The organism is Jiangella endophytica, from assembly GCF_003427025.1.
Lineage (GTDB): Bacteria > Actinomycetota > Actinomycetes > Jiangellales > Jiangellaceae > Jiangella > Jiangella endophytica.
On sequence record NZ_QVAI01000005.1, the window covers coordinates 18999 to 42790 of the forward strand.

Genomic DNA, 23792 nt, shown 5'->3' on the forward strand with positions numbered 1-23792 from the left:
GTGACGGAGCGGATCACCGTCACCGGGCCGCGACGGCGCCGGCCACCGGTTCGCCGCCGGGCGGTCACCGCCGAGATCGACGCCCAGACGCAGCTCGGCGAGGTGTACATGCGGGCGCTGCTGCGGGCCCAGCTGCGGCTCAGCCTGTCGGTCGCCGGCGTCGTGCTGGGGCTGCTGGCGACGCTGCCGCTGCTGTTCGCCGTCGCGCCACGGGTCAACGCGATCGAACTGGCCGGCGTGCCGCTGCCGTGGCTGGTACTCGGCGGGTTGATCTACCCGGCGCTGGTCGCGGCGGCCTGGTTCTACGTCCGCGCTGCCGAGCGGGTCGAGCGCGACTTCGGCGACATGGTGAACCGGCGGTGAGCACGACCGCCGGCATCGTCGCGGTCGTCCTGACGGCGGTCGCGACGGTGCTGATCGGCATGTATGGCGTCCGCGCGGCTCGTACGACCAGCGACTTCTACGTCGCCTCCCGGACCGTGACGCCGTGGTGGAACGCGTCGGCGATCGGCGGCGAGTACCTGTCGGCGGCGTCGTTCCTGGGCGTGGCCGGGCTGGTGCTGGCCTACGGGACGGACATGCTGTGGTTCCCCGTCGGCTACACCGCCGGGTACCTCATGTTGCTGGTGCTGGTGGCCGCGCCGCTACGGCGGTCGGGGGCGTACACGCTGCCCGACTTCGCCGAGGCACGGCTGGAGTCGGCGGCCGCGCGGCGGGCGGCCAGCATCCTCGTCGTCACCATCGGCTGGCTGTACCTGCTGCCACAGTTCCAGGCCGCCGGGCTGACGCTGCGCACCGTCACCGGGGCGCCACAGTGGGCCGGACCCGTCGTCGTCGCACTGGTCGTGCTGGTGAGCGTGCTCGGCGGCGGCATGCGCAGCATCACGTTCGTCCAGGCGTTCCAGTACTGGCTCAAGCTGACCGCGCTGCTGGTGCCGGTGATCTTCCTGCTGCTCGTGTGGACCGGCGACGGACGGCCGGAGCTGGCGGCACCCGGTGAGCCGGTGTTCGAGGAGGCGACGTCGGTCGAGGTCACCATCGACGTGACGGTGGAGGTGCCGTCACGGGTGGTGGTCGTCGCGGACGGGTCTCCGCTGGTGCTGGAACCGGGGTCGCACGACATCGAGGCCGGGACGGTGCTGGACTTCCCGGCCGGCGCGCCGATCCCGCATGCGGAGTCGCTGACCCCGATGACCGGCGAGTCGTGGGCACTGCCGCTCACCGCCGGCGGCGACCATCCGCTGTACGCGACGTATTCGCTGATCGTCGCCCTGTTCTTCGGGACGATGGGGCTGCCGCACGTACTCGTGCGGTTCTACACCAACCCCGACGGCCGGGCCGCGCGCCGGACGACGCTGGCGGTGCTCGGGCTGCTCGGCGTGTTCTACGTGCTGCCCGGGCTCTACGGGGCGCTGGGGCGGCTGTACACGCCGGAGCTGCTGCTGACCGGCCGCACGGACGCCGTCGTGTTGGTGCTGCCCGGACGGCTGATCGACGGCGTGGCGGGCGAGGCGCTGTCGATGCTGGTGACGGCGGGCGCGTTCGCCGCCTTCCTGTCGACGTCGTCGGGGCTGACGGTATCGGTGGCCGGCGTGCTGTCGCAGGATCTGCTGCACGGGCGGGTCCGCAACCCCGTCACCGGGTTCCGGCTGGGCGCGTTCCTGGCGCTGCTGGTGCCGATCGGGCTGGCGCTGACCAGCCCGTTCCTGGGCATCGCCGACGTCGTCGGCCTCGCCTTCGCCGTCGCGGCGTCGTCGTTCTGCCCGCTGCTGCTGCTCGGCATCTGGTGGCGGCGGCTGACCTGGCCGGGCGCGGTGGCGGGCCTGCTGGTCGGCGGCGGAGCCTCCACCGTCGCCGTCGTCGTGACGATCCTCGGCGGGCCGCAGTCCGGCTGGATCGGCGCGTTGCTCGCCCAGCCGGCCGCCTGGACGATGCCGCTCGCCTTCCTCGTCATGATCGCGGTGTCGCTGGCGACCCAGCAGCACATGGCGCCCGGTGTGAACCGCACCATGGTCCGCCTGCACACCCCCGAACACCTCGACCTCAACCGCGGCGATTGGGATCCCGAGGACCGCTGGCGGACGTGACGCCCGAGGTGGGCGTCGAGCCAGCGCAGTGTCCGCGCCTGCACCCGCGCGGGTCTTCCACCGCGCCGACAACGGCGTCCGGATCACGCGCCTCGACCCCATGAGTGGATGGGTGAGCGTCTGCTGTCGCCACAGCTACACCAAACGCTCATCCATCCGCCGGAACAGCGAGTACGCCGCCCTCAGCTGAGCGGCGGGCGGCCGTCCTCGAGATACGCGACGGTGCCGGTGGTGCGGGCCGCCAGGGCGGCCGCGACTCGCCGGGACAGCAGGGGCGACAGCAGCCGAGCCGCCTCCGGCACGGGGCAGAACGCCCAGCCGCGCAGCTCGTCCGCCGGCAGGACGACGGCGGCCGTCGCGGATTCGGGCAGCAGACCGCCGTCGAAGAGCAGCGTCAGGCCCTCAGGTCGTTCGGGCCGCGGCGGGACCCAGTCGACGACCAGGAGGCGGCCGGGCGGGCGGTCGAGCCCGAGCTCCTCCCGCACCTCGCGCCGCGCGGCGGCCAGCGGTGACTCGTCGGCCTCGACGAGGCCGCCGGGCAGCTCCCAGTGGTCCTTGTAGGTCGGTTCGACGATCAGCACCCGGCCGCCGGCGTCCGAGAACAGCACCGCGGCCGCCATCCGCTTGCGCGGCAGCGTCGCCCAGAAGTCCACCCGCTGACTCTAGAGGCCCGACCGCTCGTCGCAGATCAACGACCGTTCGTCGCACGGCCGAGTCCCGCACGCCGCTCTCTCGAACCGCTCACCGCACGCCCCTGCGAGGCGTCTCCCGAGGCCGGAGGCCACGGCCCTACCGTGGCGCCCCACAACCGGATCACTGTGAGCCGGACCACATGACGACGAGGAGGTCGGAGCGTGGCCAGTCTCGAGACACCACCGCCCGAACGCGCCGTACCCACCGCCGAGGAATACGAGCGCATGCAGGCCAGCCCGGAGTTCGCCGAGCTGCGCCGGCGGTTCCGCAATTTCGCCTTCCCCATGACCGCCGCCTTCCTGGCCTGGTATCTGCTGTACGTGCTGCTGTCGACCTACGCGGTCGACTTCATGTCGGAGCGGGTGGTCGGCAACATCAACGTCGGCCTGCTGTTCGGTCTCGGCCAGTTCGCATCGACGTTCCTGATCACGTGGCTGTACATCCGGCACGCGAACAAGAAGCTGGACCCGATCGCCACGCAGATCCGCGACGAGCTGGAGGGGGCGCGCTGATGGAGACCCATGTCGGCAGTCCCGGAGTCAACATCACGATCTTCGCGCTGTTCGTCGCGGTGACGCTGGTCATCGTGCTGCGGGCGTCGCGGAACAACAAGACCGCGGCGGACTACTACGCCGGCGGCCGCTCCTTCACCGGCCAGCAGAACGGCATCGCGATCGCCGGTGACTATCTGTCCGCGGCGTCGTTCCTCGGCATCGCCGGCGCGATCGCGATCTACGGATACGACGGCTTCCTGTACTCCATCGGCTTCCTGGTGGCGTGGCTGGTCGCCCTGCTGCTGGTGGCCGAGCTGCTGCGCAACACCGGCCGGTTCACGATGGCCGACGTGCTGTCGTTCCGGATGCGGCAGCGACCGGTCCGGACGGCGGCCGCGACGTCGACGCTCGCGGTGTCGTTCTTCTACCTGCTGGCCCAGATGGCCGGCGCCGGCGGCCTGGTCGCACTGCTGCTCGGCGTGACCGACCGTGGCGGCCAGGGCGTCGTCATCGCCGTCGTGGGCGCGCTGATGGTCTTCTACGTCCTGGTCGGCGGCATGAAGGGCACCACCTGGGTGCAGATCGTCAAGGCGATCCTGCTGATCAGTGGCGCGTTCGTCATGACGATCTGGGTGCTCGCACAGCACGACTTCAACCTGTCGCAGCTGCTCGGCGCGGCCGTCGACAGCGCCGGTGGCGCCGCGGGCCTGCTGGACCCGATGAACCAGTACGGCGCGACGGACACCTCGAAGCTGGACTTCATCTCGCTCGCGCTGGCCCTGGTGCTCGGCACCGCCGGCCTGCCGCACGTGCTGATGCGGTTCTACACGGTGCCGACGGCACGCGACGCCCGGCACAGCGTCACCTGGGCGATCGCGCTGATCGGCCTGTTCTACCTGCTCACGCTGGTGCTGGGCTACGGCGCGGGCGCGCTGGTCGGGCCGGAGGAGATCCTCGGCGCACCGGGCGGCGTGAACTCCGCGGCGCCGTTGCTGGCCTACGAGCTGGGCGGCACCATCCTGCTCGGCATCATCGCCGCCGTCGCGTTCGCCACCATCCTGGCGGTCGTCGCCGGCCTGACGATCACCGCGTCGGCCTCGTTCGCCCACGACGTCTACGCCAACGTCATCAAGAAGGGCGAGATCGGCGCCAACGACGAGGTGCGGGTCGCCCGCATCACGGCGGTGGTCATCGGCGCGGTCGCGATCGTCGGCGGCATCTTCGCCAACGGCCAGAACGTCGCGTTCCTCGTGGCGCTCGCGTTCGCCGTCGCGGCCAGCGCGAACCTGCCGGTGATCCTCTACTCGCTGTTCTGGAAGCGGTTCAACACCCGCGGCGCGGTGTGGAGCATCTACGGCGGCCTGCTCACCGCGGTGACGCTGATCGTCTTCTCGCCCGTGGTGTCCGGCAAGCCGGTGAACCCGGCGACCGGCCGGAGCCCGTCGATGCTGCAGGACGTCGACTTCCACTGGTTCCCGCTGGACAACCCCGGCCTGATCTCGATCCCGGCCGGTTTCCTGTTCGGGTTCCTCGGCGCCCGGTTGTCGAAGGAGTACAACGCGGCCAAGTACGCCGAGATGGAGGTCCGGTCGCTCTCGGGCGCCGGTGCCGAGAAGGCCACACAGCACTGACCCGGCGCGCGCTGCCGTCGACCTCGTCGTCCTTGCCCAGCGGGCACATGCGATGGTGAGGTAGACGGCAGCGCGCTCAGGTGCGCTGCCGGGCGCCCCTTCAGCTGCCCACGATCCCTTGACATGAGGAGCAGACGAACGTGACCAATGACGCTCTCTCCAATCTGCTGCACGAGGACCGGAGCTTCCCCCCGTCCGAGGAGTTCGCCGCCCAGGCCAACGCCAAGGCCGACCTGTACGAGGAGGCGGCCGCGGACCGGCTGGCGTTCTGGGAGCGCCAGGCGCGCGAACTGCTGTCGTGGAACACCGAGTGGTCGCAGGTCCTCGACTGGACCAACCCGCCGTTCGCGAAGTGGTTCGTCGGCGGCACGCTCAACGTGGCCTACAACTGTGTCGACCGCCATGTCGAGGCCGGCAACGGTGACCGCGTCGCCCTCTACTGGGAGGGCGAGCCGGGCGACAGCAGGACACTGACGTACGCCGACCTGCAGGCCGAGGTGTCCAAGGCCGCCAACGCCCTGACGGAGCTCGGCGTCGGCCACGGCGACCGCGTCGCCATCTACCTGCCGATGATCCCCGAGGCCGCCATCTCGATGCTGGCGTGTGCCCGCATCGGCGCCATCCACTCCGTCGTGTTCGGCGGGTTCTCGGCCGAGGCGCTGCGCAGCCGCATCGAGGACGCTCAGGCCAAGCTGGTCATCACCGCCGACGGCGGGTACCGGCGGGGCAAGCCGTCGGCGCTCAAGCCCGCCGTCGACGAGGCCGTCGCGAAGTCGCCGTCCATCGAGAAGGTGCTGGTCGTGCGCCGCACCGAGCAGGAGGTCGACTGGGACGACAGCCACGACGTGTGGTGGCACGAGCTCGTCGACCGCCAGTCCGACGAGCATGAGGCACAGCCCCATGACTCTGAGGACACGCTCTACATCCTCTACACGTCCGGCACCACGGGGAAGCCGAAGGGCATCAAGCACACGTCCGGCGGCTACCTGCTGCAGACCGCGTACACGCACCGCAACGTCTTCGACCTCAAGCCCGAGTCCGACGTGTACTGGTGCACGGCCGACGTCGGCTGGGTCACCGGCCACAGCTACATCGTCTACGGGCCGCTGGCCAACGGCGCCACACAGGTGATGTACGAGGGCACGCCCGACTTCCCCGAGCCCGGCCGCTGGTGGGACATCGTCGAGAAGTACAAGGTCAGCATCCTGTACACGGCGCCGACGGCCATCCGCACGTTCATGAAGCAGGGCGAGGAGATCCCCGCACGCCGCGACCTCTCGTCGCTGCGCGTCCTGGGCAGCGTCGGCGAGCCGATCAACCCGGAGGCGTGGATCTGGTACCGCAGCGTCATCGGCGGCGACCGCACCCCCGTCGTCGACACGTGGTGGCAGACCGAGACGGGCGCCATGATGATCAGCCCGCTGCCCGGCGTCACGGCCGCCAAGCCCGGTTCGGCGCAGACGCCGCTGCCGGGCATCGTGGCCGACGTCGTCGACGACTCCGGCGCCGTGGTGCCCGACGGTCACGGCGGCTATCTCGTGCTCACCGAGCCGTGGCCGTCGATGCTGCGCACCATCTGGGGCGACGACGAGCGCTTCATCGACACCTACTGGTCGCGCTTCAAGGGCCGCTACTTCGCCGGCGACGGCGCCAAGAAGGACGACGACGGCGACATCTGGCTGCTCGGCCGGGTCGACGACGTCATGAACGTGTCGGGCCACCGCATCTCGACGACGGAGGTCGAGTCGGCCCTCGTGTCGCACCCGAAGGTCGCCGAGTCCGCCGTCGTCGGCGCCTCCGACCCGACCACCGGCCAGGGCATCGTCGCGTTCGTCATCCTGCGTGCCAGCGCCGGCGACGGCGGCGCCGACGTCGTCCAGGAGCTGCGCAACCACGTGGCCAAGGAGATCGGCCCGATCGCCAAGCCGCGGCAGATCATGATCGTGGCGGAGCTGCCCAAGACGCGCTCCGGCAAGATCATGCGCCGCCTTCTTCGCGACGTCGCCGAGAACCGCGAGCTGGGCGACGTCCAGACGCTGGCCGACCCGACGGTGATGAACCTCATCAGCGAGGGCCTGACCACGGGCTCGTCCGAGGACTGATCCGCGCACCGAGCAGCACGCACGGGCGGGGAGACGCATCGTCTCCCCGCCCGTTGCTCATGGCCGGCGCTGGATCGCGGCGAGCACCTCCATCGCCACGTAGCGCCGCGGGTGCCCGCTGCCGTACGGCGCGAGGATCTCCAGGTCCACCAGGCGTTCGACGGCGTTGCTGGCCGTCTGGTAGCCCCGCCCGACCAGCGACGCCACCTCCGTGATCGTGGTGATCGGCCTGGCGATCAGTGATCGTGCGATGTCCTCGGCGACCCCGCGCACCTTCGCGAGCCGCAGCCGTTTCCGGTGCGATTCCTGCAGGTCGAGCAGCTCCCTGACGATCGAGGAGGTCTCCTCGGCGGAGTCCTCGAGGCCCTGTGCGAAGAACTGCACCCACCGGCTCCAGTCACCGGTCGCGCTCAGGTCGGCAAGGTGGTCCTGGTAGTCACGCCGCCGAGCCTCGAACCACGGCGACACACTCAGCAGGGCATCGCCGATGCTTCCGTCCTGGATCAGCCCCAGGACGATCAGCAGCCGGCCTACGCGCCCGTTGCCGTCGTTGAACGGGTGGAGGGTCTCGAACTGGTAGTGCGCCATGGCGGCCGCGACCACGGGGTCCCGGCCGGCCCGTGGTGTGTCGTTGATCCAGTCGACCAGATCCCTGGTCGACGACTCCAGTGCGAGACCGGGCGGAGGCGGGACGAAGCGCGCCGCGGTGAGCGCGGTGGCCGTGCTCCCGCCGATGGCGACCTGGACGGTCCGGATGCGCCCGGCGTCTCTGGTCTCGGCCGCCGTGCCGCGGACGAGACCGCGCTGCAGCTCCAGCAGCAGAGCCATGCTGAGCCGGCGGCCGTCGGCCAGCGCGGCGAAGGCGAGTTCCGCGATCTGAACGTAGTTCAGCACCTCCGTCAGCTCCGCCGTCCGCTGGTCGCCGATGTCGGCCTCGAGGACGTCGGCCAGCGGGGCATAGGTTCCTTCGAGCGCTGACGTGCTCTGCGCCTCCCGTCGCAGCGTCGGCCGGCGCAGCAGGGTCGGCTCCGGGACCTGGCGCCCGGCCTGGTCGAGGGCGCCCAACGCATGGTTCGCCGCACTCACCGCCCGCCACGCCGCGTTGTCGAGCGCCGGCTCGTCACCCAGCGGCTGGGGCATGAAGGCGACGTGGTCATACGCTTTGCCCGTGCGACCGCCGGTGCCACGAATCGGGACAAGCGACCCGATCGGACTCTTGCCGAACCGATTGCGATCCATCTCGCCCTCGCAAACTGGAATCTAGATGAGTAGTATTCAAGTTTGCTGCCGGAAACTAGAATACAGCGACGGGAGATTCCAGTTCTCCTGAACTACGCGTTCCGGGCGGCCACCTCGAGCGCGACGGAGCGCAGGGTGGCGCGCAGAGACACGGGCTCCAGCACCTCGACGCCGTTCATCAGGGTGAACAGCTGGGACGCGGCGACGTCTTCGGCTTCGGTCCACAGCTCGACCTCGGACCAGCCGTCGTCGCCGGGGGCGGAGGCGGTCTCGCGGGCCTGCGCGGCCGCCAGCGCGCCGACGGCCGTGTGCAGCCGCCGCACTGCCGACGCGGACAGCCGGATACGGCACCGGTAGCACAGCAGCGACCGGTCGAACTCCGCCGACGACGCGGCCCACCACTCGGCGAGGTCGAAGTCGTCGGGCCGCCAGCCGGCCTCGGACAGCACCGTGGCGGCGTCGATGCGGCCGACCTTGTACGTGCGCACCTGCTGGCGGTGCGCCGCCACGAGATACCAGGTACCGGCCTTGAGCACCAGACCGAGCGGGTCGAGCAGCCGCGACACCGTCCGGTCCGACCGCCGGTAGGAGACATCGAGGCGCCGGCCGGACCACACCGCGTCGGACACCGTCGCGAGCGCGTCCGGGGGCGCCGCGTCGTCGAACCAGCCGGGAGCGTCGACGTGGAAGCGCTCGCGCAGGCGGGCGGCCCGGCCGCGGAGCTCCGGCGGCAGCATCGCGATGACCTTCGTCTGCGCCGCGACGAGGACGGTGCCCAGTCCGAGGTCGGCGACCGCGCTCGGCACGCCGCCGAAGAACAGCGCGGCCGCTTCGTCGCCGGTCAGTCCGTCGAGCTTCGTGCGCCAGCCCTCGACCAGCCGGATGCCTCCGCCCGGGCCCGACTCGGTCCACAGCGGCACACCGGAGGCCTGCAACGCCGCGATGTCGCGATAGACGGTGCGGACGGACACCTCGAGCTCGGCGGCCACCTCGGCAGCCGTCATCGCCCGCCGCTGCTGGATCAGCAGCATCATCGCCATCAACCGGCTGGCTCTCACGAGACCGAACCTATGCCAAGTCCCTGACAGCGGATGTCAGCGATCGACCCGCAGCATGGATGACATGGCGACATGGAAGCAGTTCGACGACGAAGCACCGGAGCTGGCGAAGGTCGTGCGCGCCCAGCTCACGGCCACGAAGCACCACGTCCTCGCGACCCTGCGCGCGGACGGCTCACCGCGGGTCAGCGGCACCGAGGTCGACTTCGACGGCGACCACCTCACGCTGGGTTCGATGCCCGAGGCGCGCAAGGCGCACGACCTGCAGCGCGATTCGCGCTACGCGCTGCACAACAATCCCGGCGACGGATCGATGACGGTGGCCGACATCAAGATCTCCGGGCGCGCGGCCGAGGTCACCGGGCCCGAGTTCGAGGCGTACCAGACCGCCCACGCCGCCGGGCTTCCGCCCGGGCCGTTCCACCTGTTCCGGCTCGGCATCGACGACGTCGTTCTGGCGGGTCTGAACGACACCCGCACCGGCATGGAGATCACGCTCTGGCGACCAGGTCAGCCGGTGCGGACGTTCGCCCGCGCCTAGGAGTGCCGCGGACCCGATAGAATGGCCGCTGGTGTGCCGGGAAGTCTGGTCGGCGTGACGTCGTCGCGTCCCCGACCAGAAGAGGTGAAGTTCCGTGCCCCGCCGCCTGTTCGCCCGTTCCACCTGGCCCGAAGCCCAGTACGTCGCGTCCGTCCTGCGCAGCGAGACCACCGGCGGGTTCCTCATGCTGGTGGCGGCGGCCACGGCGCTCGTCTGGGCGAACGTCGGCGCCGATTCCTACGAGGCGCTGCGGACCACGACCATCGGACCGGCGTCGCTGCACCTCGACCTCGACCTCGCGACCTGGGCCGCCGACGGCTTGCTGGCGATCTTCTTCCTGGTCGCCGGGCTGGAGCTGAAGCGCGAGCTGGTCGTCGGCAGCCTGCGCCGGCCGGCCGAGGCGGCGCTGCCGATCATCGCGGCGGTCTGCGGCATGGCCGGCCCGGTCATCGTTTACGTCGTCGTCAACGGCATCGGCGGCGGCCCGATGACGGGCTGGGCGGTGCCGACCGCCACCGACATCGCCTTCGCGCTGGCCGTGCTGGCCGTCATCGGCTCGCAACTGCCGTCGGCGCTGCGCGCGTTCCTGCTGACGCTCGCCGTGGTCGACGACCTGCTGGCCATCCTGCTGATCGCGATCTTCTTCACCACCGACGTGCGCATCTGGCCGCTGCTCGGTGCCGCCGCCATCCTCGTCGCGTACGACCTCATGCAGCGCCGCGGCATCAGCGCCTGGTGGCTCTACGTGCCGATGGGGGTGGTGGCGTGGGCGCTCATGCACGAGAGCGGCGTGCATGCCACGGTCGTCGGCGTCGCGTTCGGGCTGCTCACGCGCGCGCACCGCAAGGACGGCGAGCAGCAGGCGCCGGCCGAGCGCGTCGAGCACCGGGTCCGGCCGTTCTCCGCCGTGCTCTGCGTGCCGGTCTTCGCGTTGTTCGCCGCCGGCGTCACCATCTCGCCCGACTCGCTGAGCGAGGTGTTCACGCAGCCGGTGGCGCTCGGCGTCACGCTCGGGCTGGTGGTCGGCAAGGCCGTCGGCATCTTCGGCGGCACGTACCTCACTGCGCGATTCACCCGGGCCGAGCTGAGCAGCGACCTGACCTGGAGCGACGTGTTCGGCCTGGCGACCATCGCGGGCATCGGCTTCACCGTCTCGCTGCTCATCGGCGAGCTGGCCTTCCGCGACGACCCGCACCACGCGGAGCTGGTGAAGACGGCCGTCCTGGTCGGCTCGGTGCTGGCGGCGCTGCTGGCCACGATCGTGCTCGGCCGGCGCAACGTCATCTACAAGCGGCTGGCCGCCGAGGAGACCCGCGACGACGATCACGACGGCATCCCGGACGTGTACCAGGCCGAGGAGCCGGGCACTCGGCCGTGACCCGTCGGCCCGTCTACGCGACCAGGGGTGTCGACCTGCTCTAGAGTCGAACACGAGGCCACGCCGGCAACTCGCCGCCGCGGCCGACGTGACTCGCGACTACTGCGACGAGGGGGTTCCTGATGGCCGCGCGGGCAACCACCGAGGCCGACGGCTCGGCCTCCATCGGCCAGCTCGTGGCCTCGATCAAGGACGACCTCACCGGGCTGGTCCGGGACGAGATCGAGCTGGCGAAGGCCGAGCTGAGGGAGGACGCCAAGGAGGCCGGCCTCGGCGGCGCCATGATCGCGGCCGCCGCGCTCCTCGGCCTGGTCGCGTTCGTCCTCGGCTCCATCGCGCTCGTGTACGGCGTCCACGCTCTCGGACTGACCCTCGGGTGGTCCTTCCTCGTGGTCGCCGGCGCCTATGTGCTCGTCGCACTCCTCCTGCTGCTGGCGGCCCGGAGCCGGTTCGGCAGGATCTCCAAGGCCGAGCGGACGAAGACCACCGCTCGCGAGGCCGCCCGCGCTCTGAAGAGGTCCAGCAACAGCACGTGATCACCAACGACGCACATCGCCAGACGGTCGAGATCCCCGGCCCCTGGACACACCGGACCGTCGCCGCCAACGGGGCGCAGTTCCATGCGGCGGAGATGGGGCAAGGACCACTCGTCCTGCTCCTGCACGGCTTCCCGGAGTTCTGGTGGGCCTGGCGGTACCAGCTGCCCGCGCTGGCCGCGGCCGGCTGGCGCGCCGTCGCGATCGACCTGCGCGGCGCGGGCGGCAGCGACAAGACCCCACGCGGGTACGACGCGTTCACGTTCGCCGCCGACATCACGGGCGCGATCCGGTCGCTCGGCGAGCGCCGCGCGGTGCTCGTCGGGCACGGCTGGGGCGCCTACGGCGCGTGGACGGCGGCGGCGATGCGCCCGGCGCACGTCGACGCGCTCGCCGTCCTGTCCATGCCGCATCCGCTGATCCTGCGCCGGCACCTGCTGAAGGGCCGGTTCCGGCACAGCGGGTCGCTGGCCTGGGTGCAGACGCCGATGGCGCCGGAGCGGCGGCTCATCGCCGACGACGGCGCTCACGTCGAGACGCTGCTGCGGCGCTGGTCGGCGCCGGGCTCGGCGTTCCCCGACGACGAAGCGTCGCGCCACTACCGCGCCGCCATGCAGTTGTGGCCGGCGCCGCACTGCGCGCTGGAGTACCAGCGCTGGCTGTTCCGCTCCCTGTTCCGCGGCGACGGCCGCCGGTTCGCCAAACGCATCCAGGACCCGCTCACCATGCCGGTGCTGCAGGTGCATGGCGTCCAGGACTCCAATTTCGACATCGAGCTGGCGGCGGCGTCGCGGGAGATGGTGGCCGGCGAGTACCACTGGCTGTCGCTGGAGTCGGCCGGCCACTTCCCGCACGAGGAGACGCCCGGCGCCGTCACCGACGCGCTGCTGGACTGGCTGGTCAAGCAGCGCGCCCAGCACGACTGACGCTACGATCGGTCACGTTCGTGTCTCTTCGAGGATCCGTGAGGGAGTGGCGTTGATGTCGGCGCGACAGGCCGCGGCCTGACTTCGTCCTGACCTCAGTCACCCGAGCACGAACGGATCTCCTATGCACTCGCACTGGATCACGCGCGCCGAGACCGGCGCCGACGTCGCCGCCATCCGCGCCGTCACCATCGCGGCCTTCGACCGGCCGGACGAGGCCGACCTCATCGACGCGCTCCGCGCCGACGCCGCCTGGATCGACGGCCTGTCGATCGTCGCGGCCGGCCCTGACGGCGCCGTCGTCGGGCACGCACTGCTGACCCGCTGCCACATCGGCGACACCCCGGCGCTGTGCCTCGGGCCCTGCTCCGTGCGGCCCGGGCAGCAGAGGTCCGGCGCCGGCTCGGCCGCCATCAGGGCCGCGCTGCGGGCTGCCCGCGACCACGGTGAACGTGTCGTCACGGTCCTCGGGCACCCGGAGTACTACCCGCGGTTCGGCTTCGGCCGCGCGTCCGAGCACGACATCGGGACGACGCTGTCCGTACCGGACGAGGCGCTGATGGCGCTCACGCTGGATGCCGCGTACCCGCTGCCGTCCGGGACCATCCGCTACGCCGCGCCGTTCGGCGTCTCAGGTGGGTCTCCCGAGTCTCGGCCGTAGCGACAGGGCGGCCGGCGTGGTCAGGTGCAGGAGCCGGTCGACACCGGCTCGGTGGCCTCGGCCGCGCCGGCCGCGAGGTCGGTGAACTCGCTGGGCGCCAGCGCATAACCGGTGTCGGGGTCGGTCAGCGAGGCGGCGAACACCACGCCGAGCACGGTGCCGTCGGGCGAGACGAGCGGCCCGCCGGAGTTGCCCGGCCGGATGTTGCCGCGCAGCGACACGACCTCGCGGGTGATGGTGTTCTCGTCGTAGATGTCGTGCCCGATCAGCTCGTGGACGTCGCGGACGCGAACCTCCTCGCTGCGCAGCGGGCCGTTGTTCGGGTAGCCGATGACGGCGGCTTCGTCGCCGTTGCCGGGATCGTCGGTGGCCAGCGTCAGCTGATTCAACGGCAGCCCGGGCACGGCCAGCACGGCGAGGTCGGTCTCGGGGTCGAACGCGACGACCTGGGCGGCCAGTGGGTCGCCGTCGGGGAAGGTGACGACCGGTTCGCGGACGCCGGCCACGACGTGCGCGTTGGTGAGGACGCGCTCACCCGCGACCACGAAGCCGCTGCCGGTGATGACCCGCTCGCAGGCGTCGGCACGACCGGTGATCTGGACGACGCTCGCGGCGGCGGTGCGCACCTCGGGGTCGCGGCGCAGCAGGCTGCCGGGCGGGCCGACGTCGACGATCGGCTCGGACGCCCACGGGACGACGACCTGCGGGAACCCGCCGGCCGCGACGACGTCCTCGAAGGCGTCGCGCAGGCTGTCGGGCGAGATGGGCACCGCCTGGTCGACCAGGTGCAGCAGCCGCGACTCGCGGACGCCGGGCGACGCGTACGGCACGGCCGCGGTCGAGATGGCCAGCCCGACCGCCCAGGCGGCCAGCAGCAGACCGGCCACGCCGAGGATGGCGCCGCCTGCCGCGTCGAACTTCTTCGCCGGCTGCGACGACACCTTGGACCGCACCCAGCCGCCGGCCCAGGCGAGCACGCCCTGTCCGATGGACGCGACGCCGAGCACCAGCAGGACGGCCAGCACCGACACGCCGAGCCCGGGGTCGAAGCTGCCGAGGACCAGCGGGACCAGCAGCAACCCGGCGACCGCGCCGCCGACGAAACCGACGAAGGACAACAGGCCGACGACGAAACCGTGGGTCCAGCCGGTGTAGCCGACGACGACCGCCAGGATGATGATGATCAGGTCGACGGCGTTCAAGCCCAGCGTCACGACCCACCTCGACCTTCACGGCGCAGAGCCGGCCCCGATGGCAGCGGCTCGACGAGAGTACGATCCCACGGCTCGGCGATTCCGGCCGCATCGAACAACGTGGACAGCACGCCCGCCGTGAACCCCCAGATCAGCAGGCCGTCGGCCCGGAAGGCCGGCCCGGACTGCCCCGACGGGTAGCGCAACTGCAGGCGGTGGGCGGGATCGGTGAGCTCGGCCACGGGCACCCGGTGCACGGACGCGACCTCGTCGGGGTCGGCGACGCGCACCTCGCACGGCTCGCGCCACCAGGCCAGCACGGGCGTGACGGAATAGTTCGAGACGGAGATCCACAGCGGCGGCAGCGTGGCGATGACCTCGACGCCGGCGGGGTCGACGCCGGTCTCCTCGGCGCACTCGCGCAGCGCCGTGCCGACCGGGCCGCCGTCGTCGGGCTCGGCGCCGCCGCCGGGGAAGGCCGCCTGCCCGGCGTGACTGCGCAGCCCCGCCGCCCGCTCGATGAGCAGGACGTCGGGCCGGCCGTCGGTCTCGCCGAACAGCAGCAGCACCGCGGACTCGCGCGCGGTGTCGTCAGGGGCGGACCACCGGCCGGGCTGCGCGGCCCAGGCGCCGCCGGCGGCATCGGCGATACGCCGCAGCCACCCAGGTGGGCCGGCGGCGTCCGCGGTGGTCATGCACGCGGCCCTTCGCGGACCAGCTTGGCGGCCACCTTGGGGTCGGTGGGGCCCTCGCCGTAGGACGGGCACAGCCGGGCCAGCGGGCAGGCGCCACAGGCCGGCCGGCGGGCGTGGCACCGGCGCCGTCCGTGCCAGATGACCCGGTGCGACAGCATGGTCCACTCGCTCTTGGGAAAGAGTGCGCCGATCTCGGCCTCGACCTTGTCGGGGTCGGTCTGGCTGGTCCAGCCGAACCGGCGCACCAGCCGGCCGAAGTGGGTGTCGACGGTGATGCCGGGGACGCCGAACGCGTTGCCGAGCACGACGTTGGCGGTCTTGCGGCCGACCCCGGGCAGCGTGACGAGGTCTTTCAGCGTGCCGGGGACCTCACCGCCGAACCGTTCGACGATGGCCTGCGACAACCCCAGGATCGACTGCGTCTTGGCCCGGAAGAAGCCGGTGGGCTGGATGATCTTCTCGACGTCGTCGCGCTCGGCGGCCGCCAGCGTGACGGCGTCGGGGTAGCGGGCGAACAGCGTGGGCGTGACGCCGTTGACCCGGACGTCGGTGGTCTGCGCCGACAGCACCGTCGCGATCAGCAGCTCGAACGGGGAGGTGAAGTCGAGCTCGCAGTGCGCGTCGGGGTACGTCGCGTCGAGCTCACGGTTGATCTTGCGGGCCCGCCGCGTGAGGGCGAGCTTGGACTCGGTAGCGACCATCGACACCACCTCACTCTACGTTCCGGGACCGACAGGCCCGCGATTCCACCTCGTTGCCCTAGGACTCGGCGTTGCCGAGTTTGCTGTGTGGGGGCGAATGGTCCGCCATGATGGCACCCAGGCACAATAGGTTGCGGCCGACGTGACGCGAAACACCAGACCGTGGACCGCGCGTGGCTCGACGGCAAGGAGGATCTGGCAGTGGTTGACGACGCTCTACGGAGCGCACTTCTGTTCCGCGAACTCGACGACGAGGCCGCCGGCGCGCTGCGCGCGTCGATGACCGAGGTGCACCTGAGCCGCGGCGAGACCCTCTTCCGCGAAGGCGACGAAGGCGACCGGGTTTACGTCGTCACCGAGGGCAAGATCAAACTCGGCCGCACGGCGCCCGACGGCCGCGAGAACCTGCTGGCGCTGCTGGGCCCGGGTCAGATGTTCGGCGAGCTGTCGCTGTTCGACCCCGGCCCGCGCTCGGCCACGGCCACCGCCGTCACCGACACCACGCTCTGGAGCCTCAGCCACGCCGACCTCACCCCCTGGCTGACGGGGCGGCCCGAGGTGGCCCGCGGCCTGCTGCTGCAGCTGGCGTCACGGCTGCGCCGGTCCAACGACATCCAGACCGACCTCGTCTTCTCCGACGTGCCCGGCCGGGTGGCCAAGCAGTTGCTGGACCTCTCGACCCGGTTCGGCGTGCCGTCCGAAGAGGGCATGCGGGTCGTCCACGACCTCACGCAGGAAGAGCTGGCCCAGCTGGTCGGCGCGTCCCGCGAGACGGTCAACAAGGCCCTGGCCGACTTCGTGTCGCGCGGCTGGCTGCGGCTCGAGCAGCGCTCCGTCGTCGTCCTCGACGTCGACCGCCTGCGCCGCCGCGCCCGCTGACGCCGTCGGGTCAGCCCGCCGCGCGCAGGTAGGCGAGCGTCGCCTCGACGGTGCGCTCGGCGGCCGGCCAGAGCACGGGGTCGACGTCGGCGTAGACCACCTCGACGACGTCGCGGGCGGTCCGGGCGCCGCCGCCCAGCGCGTCCCGTACCTGCTCGATCCGCTGCTGCCGGTGCGCCACGTACTCGTCGACGACATCGGCGGCGCGGGGCCGCAGCGGGCCGTGGCCGGGCATCAGCAGAGCGTCGCCGGGGACGGCGGTGCGCAGCAGCTCCAGCGACGCCAGGTAGTCGCCGAGATCGCCGTCGGGGTGCGAGACGATCGTGGTGCCGCGGCCCAGGACGGTGTCGCCGCTGAACAGCAGCACCGACTCGCCGTCGTCGGCGACGAACGACACGGAGTCGGCCGTGTGGCCGGGTGTGTCCAGCACCGTCAGGCCGAGATCGTCCAGTCGCTCCCCGTGAGCGGGCAGCTCGGCGTCGGCGCCGCTGGCGGCGGGGTCGCGGGCCAGCACGGGCGCGCCGCCGGTGAGTTCACGGAACAGCTCGATGCCGCCGCAGTGGTCGGCGTGGTGGTGCGTGATCAGCGCGAGCGAGACCGACCCGAGGGCGAGAACGTGGTCGAAGTGCTCCTCGAGCCACGGCCCGGGGTCGATGACGACGGTGCCGTCGGCGGTGCGCAGCACGTAGGTGTTGGTGCCGTCGAGCGTCATGGGGCCGGGGTTGTCGGCCCGCACCAGCCGGCACCACTCCGGCAGCACCACGTCGGTCACGTCTGCTCTCCAGGATCGTCGCCGGGATACTCGGGGTCGCTGGGCAGCAGGCTCCACACCTGCGCGCCGTCGTCGAACCAGCCGGGGAGAACGGTCTCGATACGGCGGCCGGCGCCCGCAGCGAGCGCGTGGGTCACCGTCGCGAACCCGGTGAGCGAGGTCAGCAGGACCGCCGTCGGCGGCAGCACGACCCACTCGCCCGCCTCGGCCCGGGCCAGCGCGTCGGCCGGGCGTACCCACCCCACCTCCGACGCCTCGCCGGAGATGTCGGCCGCCTCCTGACCCGCCGGCAGCGCGGCCAGGTAGAACCAGGTGTCGTAGCGGCGCGCCTCGAACCGCGGCGTGATCCAGTGCGCCCACGGCACGAGCTCACCGGGCGCCAGCACGACGCCGGTCTCTTCGTGCGTCTCACGGATCGCGGCGCGGACGAACGCCTCGGCGGGATCCGCGCCGTCGACCGGATCGACCTTCCCGCCCGGAAACGCCAGCATGCCGCCGAACGCCATGCCGATGTGGCGGACGTGCACGTACACCTCGACACCGTCGCCGGTGTCGCGCAGCAGTCCGACCGTGGACGCGGGCCGAGCCGGGCCGGCCGGCAGGCCGCCGGCGGCGAACGCCCGGGCCCGCTCCGCGATCGGAGCGGGCAGCGCGCGCCGTCGGCCGTCGTTCACTCGAGCGACCTCAGCCGACCTCGACGATCATCTCGACCTCGACCGGCGCGTCCAGCGGCAGCACCGTCAGGCCGACCGCGCTGCGGGCGTGCTGGCCGAGGTCGCCGAAGACCTTGCCGAGCAACTCGCTGGTGCCGTTGACCACCTGCGGCTGACCGGTGAAGTCGGGCGTCGACGCGACGAAGCCGAGCACCTTCACCACGCGGGTGACGGCGGACAGGTCGCCGACCTCGGCACGGATGGCGGCCAGCGCGTTCAGGGCGCACTGCTGCGCGCACTCGTACGCCTGCTCGGGCGTGACCTCGGCGCCGACCTTGCCCTTGTAGAGCAGCTCGCCGTCGCGCACCGGGACCTGACCGGACGTGAACACGAACGAGCCGCTGCGGACGGCCGGGACGTACGCCGCGACGGGCTTGACGACGTCGGGCAGGCTCAGGCCGAGCTCGGCCAGCCGCTCCTCGGGCGTGCCCGTCATTCGGCCTTCTCCCGCTTGAAGTAAGCCACCACGTTCTCGGGGTTCATGCCGGGGACGATCTGGACCAGCTCCCAGCCGTCCTCGCCCCAGTTGTCCAGGATCTGCTTGGTCGCGTGCACCAGCACGGGTGCGGTCGCGTACTCCCACTTGGCCATGGCCGCGAGCCTACTGGGCGCGGTGACCGGCCGGCGCGGCAGGCGCGAGCGCTGACGGCGACGATCCGCTCCGGGACGGCGTCCCTCGTCGGTGGGGTGACACCAGCGCCAATGGTTGGCAGCGCCGTCAACCCGCCCGGACGGAAGTCCCCGCGCCCGCGAGCGACGGGGCACGGGACCGGTGGAACGACGATGGCTGGGCGGCACGGCTCCTCAGGCCCAGCGCGACCCCTGGCCGAGGTGCTCGTCGAAGACCAGCCAGGTGCGGGTACTCAGCACGCCAGCGACGTCCTGGATGTGCTCGAGGACGACGTGGCGCAGCTCGCTGTTGTTGGGCGCGCGGACCAGCGCGAGCACGTCGAAGTCGCCGCCCACCAACGCGAAGTGCTCGACGTAGGGCAGTGAGCCGAGCGCGGCGGACACCTCGCGCCAGGCGTTCTGCTGGATCGACAGCATGACGTAGGCGCTGGTGGCCAGGCCCGCCCGCTCGGGACTCACCTGCGCGGAGAACCCGGTGATGACGCCGTCGGCGAGCAGCCGGTCGACCCGCGCGTAGGCGTTGGCCCGCGACACGTGCACGCGTTCGGCCAGCTGCCGGATGGACAGCCGGCCGTGGTCGACCAGTTCGGCGAGGATGCGGCGGTCGACGTCGTCGAGCTCGCTGGCAGACGAACGGCCGGTATTCCAGGTGTGACCCCGATCACCTTGAGACGTTTGGTCGCTCATGGCGGCTCCACTCTGCCAGCTGTCACCGATTTCGGCCCGTTGTAGAGATGACCATCTCACGAGGCGCACTATTTGTGGGAGGACCGGCCGGCGTCTCCGATGCGGACGGTTCTGCGAAAACAACAGCGCGTCCGCCTGCCGACAGAGGTGACTGAGCCATGACCACGCAGGCCGAGCACCGGATGCCCGCCACCACGGCCGCCGCGCCCGCCGAGGCCGGCCTGCTGCCGTCCGCCGAACCGGTGCGCTTCCTCGACGACGACGGCGGCCCCGCGCCGGACGACGCCCACGGCCGGTTCGAGCGGCCGCCCACCGAGTTGCTGCGCCGCGCGTACGACGCGATGGTGCTCGGCCGCCGGTTCGACGCCCAGGCGACGGCGCTGACCAAGCAGGGCCGGCTGGCCGTCTACCCGTCCAGCCGCGGTCAGGAGGCGGGCGAGATCGGCGCCGTCCTGGCGCTGCGCGAGACCGACTGGCTGTTCCCGACCTACCGCGACACCATGTCGCTGATCGGCCGCGGCATCGACCCGGTCGAGGCGCTGACGCTGCTGCGCGGCAGCTGGCACTGCGGCTACGACCCCGTCGCCACCCGCACGGCTCCGCAGTGCACGCCGCTCGCGACGCACGCCCCACACGCCGTCGGGCTCGCCTACGCCGCCCGCCGGCGCGGCGAGGACACCGTCGCACTGGTGCTCATCGGCGACGGCGGCACCAGCGAGGGCGATTTCCACGAGGCGCTGAACTTCGCCGCCGTCTTCCACGCGCCCGTCGTGTTCCTGGTGCAGAACAACGGGTACGCCATCTCGGTCCCGCTGTCCCGGCAGACGGCCGCGCCGTCGCTGGCGCACAAGGGCGTCGGCTACGGCGTGCGGAGCGAGCGGGTCGACGGCAACGACCCGCTCGCGGTCCTCGCCGTCCTCACCGACGCCGTCGAATCCGCCCGCGCGGGTGGCGGACCGGTGCTCGTCGAGGCGCACACGTACCGCGTCGAGCCGCACACCAACGCCGACGACGACGGCCGCTACCGCGATCACGACGAGGTCGAGGCGTGGAAGCGGCGCGATCCGATCACCCGGCTCGAGGCGCACCTGCGCTCCCGCGGCGAACTGACCGACGACGACGTGAGTGCGGCTCGCGAGGCCGCGGAGACGTTCGCCGCCGACGTCCGCGCCCGGTTGAGCGACGAGCCCGCAGGCGACCCCGCCGACCTGTTCGCCCACGTGTACGCCGAGCCGACGCCGCAGCTGCGCGAGCAGGCGACCTGGCTGGCGGAGGAGCTGGCGCGATGACGGTGACCATGGGCAAGGCGCTGAACGCCGCGCTGCGCGACGCGATGCGCGAGGACGACAGCGTCCTGATGTTCGGTGAGGACGTCGGCGCGCTCGGCGGCGTCTTCCGCGTCACCGACGGCCTCACCGCCGAGTTCGGCGACGACCGCTGCTTCGACACCCCGCTGGCCGAGGCCGGCATCGTCGGCCTGGCCGTCGGCATGGCGATGAACGGCTTCCGCCCGGTCGTCGAGATGCAGTTCGACGCGTTCGCCTATCCGGCCTTCGAGCAGATCGCCTCGCACGTCGCGAAGATGCGCAACCGCACCCGCGGCGCCATCGGCCTGCCGATGGTGATCCGGGTGCCGTACGCGGGCGGCATCGGCGGTGTGGAGCACCACTCCGACTCCTCCGAGGCCTACTACGCGCACACGCCCGGCCTCAAGGTCGTCACTCCGGCCACCGTCGCCGACGCCTACTCGCTGCTGCGCGAGGCGATCGCCGACCCCGACCCGGTCGTGTTCATGGAGGCCAAGAAGCTCTACTGGGCGAAGGACGAGGTCACCCTGCCGGTGACGACCGAGCCGTTCGGCACCGCGGTGGTCCGGCGCGAGGGGTCCGACGCGACGCTGGTCGCGTACGGCCCGGCGGTGCCGGTCGCGCTGGAGGCGGCCGAGGCCGCGGCGGCCGACGGGCGCTCGCTCGAGGTCGTCGACCTGCGCACGCTGGTCCCGTTCGACGACGCGACGGTGGCGGCGTCGGTGCGCAGGACCGGCCGCTGCGTCGTCGTCGCCGAGGCCACCGGGTTCGCCGGCGTGTCGGCGGAGATCGCCGCGCGCGTGCAGGAGCGCTGCTTCCACTCGCTGTGGGCGCCGGTGCTGCGGGTCACCGGCTGGGACGTGCCGTTCCCGCCGCCGGTGCTGGAGAAGTACCAACTGCCGGGCGTCGACCGCATCCTCGACACCGTCGACAGGCTGCAGTGGGACGACGTGCCGGACCCGCGCTTCCTGGCGGGGTCGCGATGACCGACTACCCGATCCCCTCGGCCGAGACAGGCTCCTCCGGCCAGGACGGAGCTCAGGCGGTGGAACGGACCTTCGTTCTCCCTGACCTCGGCGAAGGGCTGACGGAGGCCGAGATCGTCGCCTGGCGGGTCGCGGTCGGCGACGAGGTCGGCGTCGACGATGTCGTGGTCGACGTGGAGACGGCGAAGGCGACGGTCGAGGTCCCGTGCCCGCACGCCGGCCGGGTGGTCACGCTGCACGGCGCCGCCGGAGCGACGATCGAGGTCGGCGCGCCGCTCATCACGGTCGCCGCACCCGCAGCGGGCCCGAGCGGGCCGGGAACGGCTGAGTCGGGCGCGGTGCTGGTCGGCTACGGCACCGGGAACGCGACGTTGGCTCGGCGGTCGCGCGGGCGGGCGGCGACGGCGGCGGCGGCCGGCGGCGCGCCCCGGGTGCTCTCGCCGGTCGTGCGCCGGCTGGCCCGCGACCACGGCGTCGACGTGCGGGCGGTGAGCGGCTCGGGTCCGGGCGGCGTGATCCTCCGTCGCGATGTCGAGGCCGCCGCGGGGAACGGGACGGCCACGAGCAACGGGACGCCCGTGGCGCACGGCGCGGCCACGGGCGGCGTCGAGCCGGCTGTCCTCCCAGCACCGCCGGAGCGGGCGCCGCATCCGGCACCGTCGAGTCAGAGCAGAGAACCCCTGCGGGGCGTGCGCCGCGCCATCGCGGACAAGCTGGCCCTCAGCCGGCGCGAGATCCCCGACGCGACCACCTGGGTCGACGTCGACGCGACGGCGCTGGTCGAGGCGCGCGACGCGCTGCGGACGGCCGCGCCGGACCGTCCGGTCGGTCTGCTGGCGCTGCTCGGGCGCATCACGGTGGCCGCGCTGACCCGGTTCCCCGAGCTCAACGCATCCGTCGAGCACGACGGCGACGACCTCGTGCTGGTCCGCCACCGTTCGGTGGGCCTCGGCTTCGCCGCGCAGACCGATCGCGGCCTCGTCGTTCCCGTCGTCCACGACGCCCAGGACCTCAGCACGGCCGAGCTGGCCGCCGAGCTGGCCCGGCTCACCGACGCGGCCCGGGCCGGCACGCTCACCCCGGCCGACCTGACCGGCGGCACGTTCACGCTGAACAACTACGGCGTGTTCGGCGTCGACGGCTCGACCCCGATCATCAACCACCCCGAGGCCGCGCTGCTCGGCGTCGGCCGCATCGTCGACAAGCCCTGGGTCGTCGACGGCCGGCTGGCGGTCCGCAAGGTCAGCCAGTTGTCGCTGACCTTCGACCACCGCGTCTGCGACGGCGGCGTCGCCGGCGGCTTCCTGCGCTACGTCGCCGACTGCGTGGAGTCGCCGCTGGGGCTACTCCTCGATCTCTGACGCCCCGGGACGTGCGTGCTCGGCGCGGTGCCGGCGCCAGCGTTCGATCATCAGCGGCAGCTCCGCCCGCATGAACTGCATGTAGTCGATGGTCTCGGCGATGCGCCGGGCGCCGCGGCCCTCGCCGAGCGCGTCGAGGCCGTCGGAGAGGACGGTGGTGTAGCGACGCAGCAGCGGCTCGCGCTGCATGATGATGTGCGCCCAGACGTCGTCGTCGTAGATGCGGTAGTGGTCGGCGCGGGAGCCGGGCTCGCGTTCGCGGGCCAGCAGGCCGGCCTGCACCAGGGCGCGCACGGCGCCGGAGATGGCGGCGGGACTCACCCGCAGTCCTTCGGCCAGCTCGGCCGCGGTGTAACGCTCGGCGTCCTCGGCCAGCACGTACGCGAACACGCGCGCGGGCATCCGCGGGAGTCCGGACTCGGTGAGCACCAGGGCGAACTGCTCCACGAACCGCAGCAACGCGTCCTGGTCGTCGTCCGTGGCCGGACCGGTCATCGGGCGTCCTCCTTCGCTGTGAGCAAC

26 protein-coding genes are annotated in these 23792 nt (G+C 72.1%); 14 read left to right on the forward strand and 12 right to left on the reverse strand.

The window, feature by feature from the left end:
• Both DZA62_RS11850 and DZA62_RS11855 read left to right on the forward strand, forming a co-directional pair.
• Positions 1–363 (forward strand): hypothetical protein, encoded by a 363-nt coding sequence (locus tag DZA62_RS11850; RefSeq protein WP_116949478.1) that lies wholly within the window; start codon positions 1–3, stop codon positions 361–363.
• A complete protein-coding gene (locus DZA62_RS11855) occupies positions 360–2087 on the forward strand; it encodes a sodium/solute symporter (protein ID WP_116949126.1) in 1728 nt (575 codons plus the stop codon). Before DZA62_RS11850 ends, DZA62_RS11855 begins: the two co-directional genes overlap by 4 nt.
• A 182-nt stretch (positions 2088–2269) precedes the next feature.
• Here the strand turns inward: DZA62_RS11855 and DZA62_RS11860 are convergent, their stop codons facing one another.
• Positions 2270–2707, reverse strand: a complete 438-nt coding sequence (locus tag DZA62_RS11860) for an NUDIX domain-containing protein (protein ID WP_116949479.1) — start codon at positions 2705–2707, stop codon at positions 2270–2272.
• Positions 2708–3004: 297 nt separating this feature from the next.
• On the opposite strand from DZA62_RS11860, the gene DZA62_RS11865 reads away from it, so the two are divergent.
• The 3 genes from DZA62_RS11865 (at position 3005) to acs (ending at position 7007) form a co-directional block, all read left to right on the forward strand.
• Complete coding sequence (locus tag DZA62_RS11865; RefSeq protein ID WP_116949127.1) at positions 3005–3292, forward strand: DUF485 domain-containing protein; 288 nt, start codon at positions 3005–3007, stop codon at positions 3290–3292.
• Positions 3292–4905: a solute symporter family protein gene (locus DZA62_RS11870; protein ID WP_116949128.1), complete on the forward strand. Its 1614-nt coding sequence runs from the start codon at positions 3292–3294 to the stop codon at positions 4903–4905. The genes DZA62_RS11865 and DZA62_RS11870 overlap by 1 nt, the downstream gene beginning before the upstream one ends.
• Before the next feature lie 140 nt (positions 4906–5045).
• Positions 5046–7007, forward strand: coding sequence for an acetate--CoA ligase (gene acs, locus DZA62_RS11875; protein WP_116949129.1), 1962 nt, complete (start codon positions 5046–5048; stop codon positions 7005–7007).
• Positions 7008–7064: 57 nt separating this feature from the next.
• Here the strand turns inward: acs and DZA62_RS11880 are convergent, their stop codons facing one another.
• Positions 7065–8147 carry a Fic family protein gene (locus DZA62_RS11880; protein ID WP_198663668.1) on the reverse strand — a complete coding sequence of 361 codons (1083 nt, stop codon included), beginning with the start codon at positions 8145–8147 and terminating at the stop codon, positions 7065–7067.
• A gap of 191 nt (positions 8148–8338) precedes the next feature.
• A complete protein-coding gene (locus DZA62_RS11885; RefSeq protein WP_116949131.1) occupies positions 8339–9304 on the reverse strand; it encodes a helix-turn-helix transcriptional regulator in 966 nt (321 codons plus the stop codon).
• 64 nt (positions 9305–9368) lie between these two features.
• Here DZA62_RS11885 and DZA62_RS11890 point away from each other — a divergent pair, with 64 nt between their 5' ends.
• From DZA62_RS11890 to DZA62_RS11910, 5 genes are all read left to right on the forward strand, one after another.
• Positions 9369–9845, forward strand: coding sequence for a pyridoxamine 5'-phosphate oxidase family protein (locus DZA62_RS11890; protein ID WP_116949132.1), 477 nt, complete (start codon positions 9369–9371; stop codon positions 9843–9845).
• 94 nt (positions 9846–9939) lie between these two features.
• Positions 9940–11223, forward strand: a complete 1284-nt coding sequence (gene nhaA / locus DZA62_RS11895) for a Na+/H+ antiporter NhaA (protein ID WP_116949133.1) — start codon at positions 9940–9942, stop codon at positions 11221–11223.
• 122 nt (positions 11224–11345) lie between these two features.
• Positions 11346–11759, forward strand: coding sequence for a phage holin family protein (locus DZA62_RS11900; protein WP_116949134.1), 414 nt, complete (start codon positions 11346–11348; stop codon positions 11757–11759).
• Complete coding sequence (locus tag DZA62_RS11905; protein ID WP_198663669.1) at positions 11756–12685, forward strand: alpha/beta fold hydrolase; 930 nt, start codon at positions 11756–11758, stop codon at positions 12683–12685. The genes DZA62_RS11900 and DZA62_RS11905 overlap by 4 nt, the downstream gene beginning before the upstream one ends.
• Before the next feature lie 124 nt (positions 12686–12809).
• The gene (locus DZA62_RS11910; RefSeq protein WP_116949135.1) at positions 12810–13346 is read left to right on the forward strand and encodes a GNAT family N-acetyltransferase; all 537 of its coding nucleotides are present in this window, start codon (positions 12810–12812) and stop codon (positions 13344–13346) included.
• 20 nt (positions 13347–13366) lie between these two features.
• Here the strand turns inward: DZA62_RS11910 and DZA62_RS11915 are convergent, their stop codons facing one another.
• Genes DZA62_RS11915 through nth form a run of 3 tightly spaced genes read right to left on the reverse strand, consistent with a single transcriptional unit; the run spans position 13367 to position 15935 of the window.
• The gene (locus DZA62_RS11915) at positions 13367–14560 is read right to left on the reverse strand and encodes a MarP family serine protease (protein WP_116949136.1); all 1194 of its coding nucleotides are present in this window, start codon (positions 14558–14560) and stop codon (positions 13367–13369) included.
• A complete protein-coding gene (locus tag DZA62_RS11920; RefSeq protein WP_116949137.1) occupies positions 14557–15234 on the reverse strand; it encodes an NUDIX hydrolase in 678 nt (225 codons plus the stop codon). The genes DZA62_RS11915 and DZA62_RS11920 overlap by 4 nt, the downstream gene beginning before the upstream one ends.
• Positions 15231–15935: an endonuclease III gene (nth, locus tag DZA62_RS11925; RefSeq protein ID WP_116949481.1), complete on the reverse strand. Its 705-nt coding sequence runs from the start codon at positions 15933–15935 to the stop codon at positions 15231–15233. The genes DZA62_RS11920 and nth overlap by 4 nt, the downstream gene beginning before the upstream one ends.
• Positions 15936–16136: 201 nt before the next feature.
• Between nth and DZA62_RS11930 the strand changes: the two genes are divergently transcribed.
• A complete protein-coding gene (locus DZA62_RS11930; protein ID WP_232827396.1) occupies positions 16137–16814 on the forward strand; it encodes a Crp/Fnr family transcriptional regulator in 678 nt (225 codons plus the stop codon).
• A gap of 10 nt (positions 16815–16824) precedes the next feature.
• On the opposite strand, the gene DZA62_RS11935 is transcribed toward DZA62_RS11930, so the two are convergent.
• The 5 genes from DZA62_RS11935 to DZA62_RS11955 all read right to left on the reverse strand — a co-directional run bounded on the left by DZA62_RS11935 (position 16825) and on the right by DZA62_RS11955 (position 19616).
• A complete protein-coding gene (locus tag DZA62_RS11935; protein ID WP_116949482.1) occupies positions 16825–17526 on the reverse strand; it encodes an MBL fold metallo-hydrolase in 702 nt (233 codons plus the stop codon).
• Positions 17527–17582: 56 nt separating this feature from the next.
• Positions 17583–18260: an NUDIX hydrolase gene (locus DZA62_RS11940; RefSeq protein ID WP_116949138.1), complete on the reverse strand. Its 678-nt coding sequence runs from the start codon at positions 18258–18260 to the stop codon at positions 17583–17585.
• Between the two features lie 10 nt (positions 18261–18270).
• Complete coding sequence (locus DZA62_RS11945; protein ID WP_116949139.1) at positions 18271–18735, reverse strand: RidA family protein; 465 nt, start codon at positions 18733–18735, stop codon at positions 18271–18273.
• Complete coding sequence (locus tag DZA62_RS11950; protein ID WP_074946573.1) at positions 18732–18890, reverse strand: DUF4177 domain-containing protein; 159 nt, start codon at positions 18888–18890, stop codon at positions 18732–18734. The genes DZA62_RS11945 and DZA62_RS11950 overlap by 4 nt, the downstream gene beginning before the upstream one ends.
• A 213-nt stretch (positions 18891–19103) precedes the next feature.
• The gene (locus DZA62_RS11955) at positions 19104–19616 is read right to left on the reverse strand and encodes an Lrp/AsnC family transcriptional regulator (protein WP_116949140.1); all 513 of its coding nucleotides are present in this window, start codon (positions 19614–19616) and stop codon (positions 19104–19106) included.
• A gap of 158 nt (positions 19617–19774) precedes the next feature.
• Between DZA62_RS11955 and pdhA the strand changes: the two genes are divergently transcribed.
• Genes pdhA through DZA62_RS11970 form a run of 3 tightly spaced genes read left to right on the forward strand, consistent with a single transcriptional unit; the run spans position 19775 to position 23270 of the window.
• Entirely contained in the window at positions 19775–20905 is a 1131-nt protein-coding gene (gene pdhA / locus DZA62_RS11960; RefSeq protein ID WP_116949141.1) for a pyruvate dehydrogenase (acetyl-transferring) E1 component subunit alpha, read from the forward strand.
• Positions 20902–21909 carry an alpha-ketoacid dehydrogenase subunit beta gene (locus DZA62_RS11965; protein ID WP_116949142.1) on the forward strand — a complete coding sequence of 336 codons (1008 nt, stop codon included), beginning with the start codon at positions 20902–20904 and terminating at the stop codon, positions 21907–21909. Before pdhA ends, DZA62_RS11965 begins: the two co-directional genes overlap by 4 nt.
• Entirely contained in the window at positions 21906–23270 is a 1365-nt protein-coding gene (locus tag DZA62_RS11970; RefSeq protein ID WP_116949143.1) for a dihydrolipoamide acetyltransferase family protein, read from the forward strand. Before DZA62_RS11965 ends, DZA62_RS11970 begins: the two co-directional genes overlap by 4 nt.
• On the opposite strand, the gene DZA62_RS11975 is transcribed toward DZA62_RS11970, so the two are convergent.
• Complete coding sequence (locus tag DZA62_RS11975; protein WP_116949144.1) at positions 23253–23765, reverse strand: GbsR/MarR family transcriptional regulator; 513 nt, start codon at positions 23763–23765, stop codon at positions 23253–23255. The two genes, DZA62_RS11970 and DZA62_RS11975, sit on opposite strands and share 18 nt — an antisense overlap.
• Positions 23766–23792 lie beyond the last annotated feature (27 nt).